At 39.4% G+C, this 3,143-nt stretch carries 4 protein-coding genes and 1 pseudogene; all 5 read left to right on the top strand.

The window, feature by feature from the left end; genetic code table 11:
• Window positions 1-201 (top strand): annotated as a pseudogene (locus ACIR131C_RS21550) (hypothetical protein); the annotation flags it as partial.
• A 35-nt stretch (window positions 202-236) separates the two neighbouring features.
• Window positions 237-497, top strand: a complete 261-nt coding sequence (locus tag ACIR131C_RS0101155; protein ID WP_231395367.1) for a carbamoyltransferase N-terminal domain-containing protein — start codon at window positions 237-239, stop codon at window positions 495-497.
• A gap of 35 nt (window positions 498-532) precedes the next feature.
• Window positions 533-790 (top strand): SxtJ family membrane protein, encoded by a 258-nt coding sequence (locus ACIR131C_RS27285; RefSeq protein ID WP_051347458.1) that lies wholly within the window; start codon window positions 533-535, stop codon window positions 788-790.
• A 155-nt stretch (window positions 791-945) separates the two neighbouring features.
• Window positions 946-1,845, top strand: a complete 900-nt coding sequence (locus ACIR131C_RS21560; RefSeq protein ID WP_051347459.1) for a sulfotransferase family protein — start codon at window positions 946-948, stop codon at window positions 1,843-1,845.
• A 141-nt stretch (window positions 1,846-1,986) separates the two neighbouring features.
• Window positions 1,987-3,006 carry an aromatic ring-hydroxylating dioxygenase subunit alpha gene (locus tag ACIR131C_RS0101170; RefSeq protein ID WP_028088738.1) on the top strand — a complete coding sequence of 340 codons (1,020 nt, stop codon included), beginning with the start codon at window positions 1,987-1,989 and terminating at the stop codon, window positions 3,004-3,006.
• The last annotated feature ends 137 nt before the right edge of the window (window positions 3,007-3,143 follow it).

Here is a 3,143-nt window from a genome sequence, read left to right on the forward strand (position 1 = left end):
GCAGGAAGCTATTTCATGGCAATCATTTTAGGTTGGGGAGGTATCGGTATCTGGTTAGGTATGGTTTTGAGTCCACTCCTATCTGGAGTCATCTTAATGGTTCGTTTTTATCAAATGATTGCCTATAAGATTGCCAATAGTAATAACGGGGAAGAGAGTCAAATTATACCCGACGAAAAGGTGTTGAAATGCATATCTTAGGAATTTCAGCTTACTACCACCATAGCGCTGCCGCTATGGTGGTTGATGGCGAAATCGTTGCCGCAGCCCAGGAAGAACGTTTTTCAAGACGAAAGCACGATGCTAGTTTTCCTATTGGAGCGATCGCTTACTGTCTAAAACAAGCAGGAATCAAGTTACAACTTGTTTTTTACGACAAGCCATTAGTCAAGTTCGAGCGATTGTTGGAAACCTATTTAGCCCATGCGCCAAAAGGATTTAGCTCGTTTATCACAGCCATGCCCATCTGGTTGAGCGTGCTGCCATTTTGTGCTTAGATGGTGTAGGATAGTGGGCAACCACCTCCGTTTGGATGGGATTGGGGCATCAACTCACACCCGCAACTTTAAATTTTGTTTACAAAAACTGGATGAGGATTGGACTTGTTTTAGGTCGGATACAAACACGAATTATTTTAGGGGTTTTATTTTACATAATGATTACCCCAATAGGATTGATGAAGCGGCTGTTGAATCAGGCTCCAATGATGCGAAGCTTAGATCCAGAGTTGCCCACTTATCGCCAATTGAGCAAGTTAAGAACTACAGAAAGTATGGAGAAGCCATTATAATGCTAAAAGACACTTTAGATTTTCTTAAAGACATTCGCGGATTTATTAATTAAAGAACAAAAAAACTACTTGTTGATTCCCCGCGGTTAAAACCGCCCGTGTCGCTTTCCTCTCAGGGCTAAAGCCACTGAGTTTCCCACTTACCGGATATCCTTATGAAAAAACCAAATTTATTTGTTGTTGGTGCTCCTAAATGTGGAACTACATCCATGCACAACTACTTGGGTCAACATCCTGAAATTTTCATGTCTTCCCAAAAAGAACCTCATTATTTCTCTCGCGATATTGATTGTTTTGCGGGGAAAATCAAAGAAATTTCTAATTATTTACAGCTTTTTGACTCAGCAGGTAATGCTAAATATATAGGAGAATCATCTCCTGAATATCTATATTCTGAAGTAGCAGCTCAACAGATAAAAGAATTTTGTTCTGATGCAAAAATAATAATTATGCTTCGCAATCCTCCCGATATGCTTTATTCTTTGCATGGGGATTTTTTGTTATGGAAAGACGAAGATATTTTAGATTTTGGCGAAGCTTTAGCCGCTCAAGAAGAGCGAAAGAAAGGTAGCAAACTACCAAAATCACGCAAGGAAATAAAATTCTTACTTTATTTTGATTGGGTAAAGTATTCGGCTCAAGTAAGAAGATACCTCCAGATTTTTGGTAAGGAAAATCTTCATATAATTCTCTTTAATGAATTTGTCAAAGATACAGCTAAGACTTACCGCCAAACTCTTGAATTCTTAGGAGTAGACCCTAACTTTCCAGCAGAAATAAAAGTGAAAAATCCTTCAAAACCACTTCCTAATATTGCAGTTCGGTCGTTTTTTTGCAAGTATCCTCATTTTGTGAACAAATTAGAAAGTAGTTCTTATGCCGATTTGGTCAAATTTTTATTTTATGATATAGGAAAATTCGGACAACCTCAACGACCAAAGAAAATTGACCCTGAACTGCGATTAAAACTTATGAAGCATTTTCAGCGAGAGATAGAAGAACTAGCCAATCTATTAAACTGGGATGAACAAAGATTACAACTTTGGTTACAGTAAATATAAGGTGATTTTTCAGTCTATCTTACATAGGAGCGATCGCCTTATCTGAAAATAAGACCTTAATTCAGCAATACCAAATTAAATAATGTCAGATTTTCTGACTTACGCCTTGCTGGCTGGTAAAACTAGGAGACAATTATGACAAATGCCGACCAAATCTTAATCAACAACTGGTACGTAGTCGCCAACGGAGAAGATTGTAAACCAGGAAGTATCACCACAGCTAGTTTGTTGGGAGTTAAATTGTTACTATGGCGCAGTGATGAACCTAATTCACCCATACAGGTATGGCAAGACTACTGCCCCCACCGAGGTGTGGCTCTGTCTATGGGAGAAATAGCGAATCATACTTTGGTTTGTGCGTATCACGGATGGAGATACAATGAAGCAGGTAAATGCGTACAGATCCCGGCTCACCCTGACATGATACCTCCAGCAAATGCACAAGCCAAGACCTATCATTGCCAGGAACGCTACGGCTTAGTGTGGGTCTGTTTAGGGAATCCTGTGAATGATATACCTGAGTTCCCCGAATGGGACGATCCGAATTATCACAAGACTTATACTAAGTCTTACTTGATTCAAGCTAGTGCGTTTCGTGTGATGGATAATTCCTTAGATGTATCTCATTTTCCTTTTATCCACGATGGCGGGTTAGGCGATCGCCACCACGCACAAGTTGAAGACCTTGAGGTGAAAGTGGACAAAGATGGCCTGACTATGGGTAATTATCAACTACATACATCAAAGTTTAACAATAGTAATAAAGATGACTCAATGGTTATTTGGTACAGCATGAGTCATCCTTTATGCCAATACAGCAGTACGGAAGCCTCTGAAATTCGGATAGTCGATTTGATGCTGGTAACACCGATTGATGAAGACAACAGCGTATTGCGTTATTTGATAATGTGGAATAGCCCTGAAAATTTGGACTTTAAAACATTGGAGTCAAAGCTACTAGCTGGATATGACCAAACAATAGAAGAAGATATTCGGATCCTACATTCCCAACAGCCAACGCGTTTACCACTGTTACCGCCAAAGCAGATAAACACGCAATGGTTGCCACAGGAAATCCATGTGCCATCAGATAAATGCACAGTTGCCTATCGTAGATGGTTAAAAGAACTAGGTGTAACTTATGGTGTTTGTTAAATTCAGTTGCATTGAGTGTATTAAATAGACGCAAGATATTCAAGATATGACAAATCCCCAAATAAGATTGGCAGAAATAACATCAAAAGGATATAAGTCAGAGCTTATATCAGAAGCACGAGTCAGCCTACAATTGG

Source organism: Dolichospermum circinale AWQC131C, from assembly GCF_000426905.1.
Lineage (GTDB): Bacteria > Cyanobacteriota > Cyanobacteriia > Cyanobacteriales > Nostocaceae > Dolichospermum > Dolichospermum circinale.

Bases quoted from the DNA above. Each gene is read 5' to 3' on its own strand.
- ACIR131C_RS27285 (WP_051347458.1), top strand. From the start codon at position 533: ATGGGATTGGGGCATCAACTCACACCCGCAACTTTAAATTTTGTTTAC.
- ACIR131C_RS0101170 (WP_028088738.1), top strand. From the start codon at position 1,987: ATGACAAATGCCGACCAAATCTTAATCAACAACTGGTACGTAGTCGCC.
- ACIR131C_RS0101155 (WP_231395367.1), top strand. From the start codon at position 237: ATGGTGGTTGATGGCGAAATCGTTGCCGCAGCCCAGGAAGAACGTTTT.
- ACIR131C_RS21560 (WP_051347459.1), top strand. From the start codon at position 946: ATGAAAAAACCAAATTTATTTGTTGTTGGTGCTCCTAAATGTGGAACT.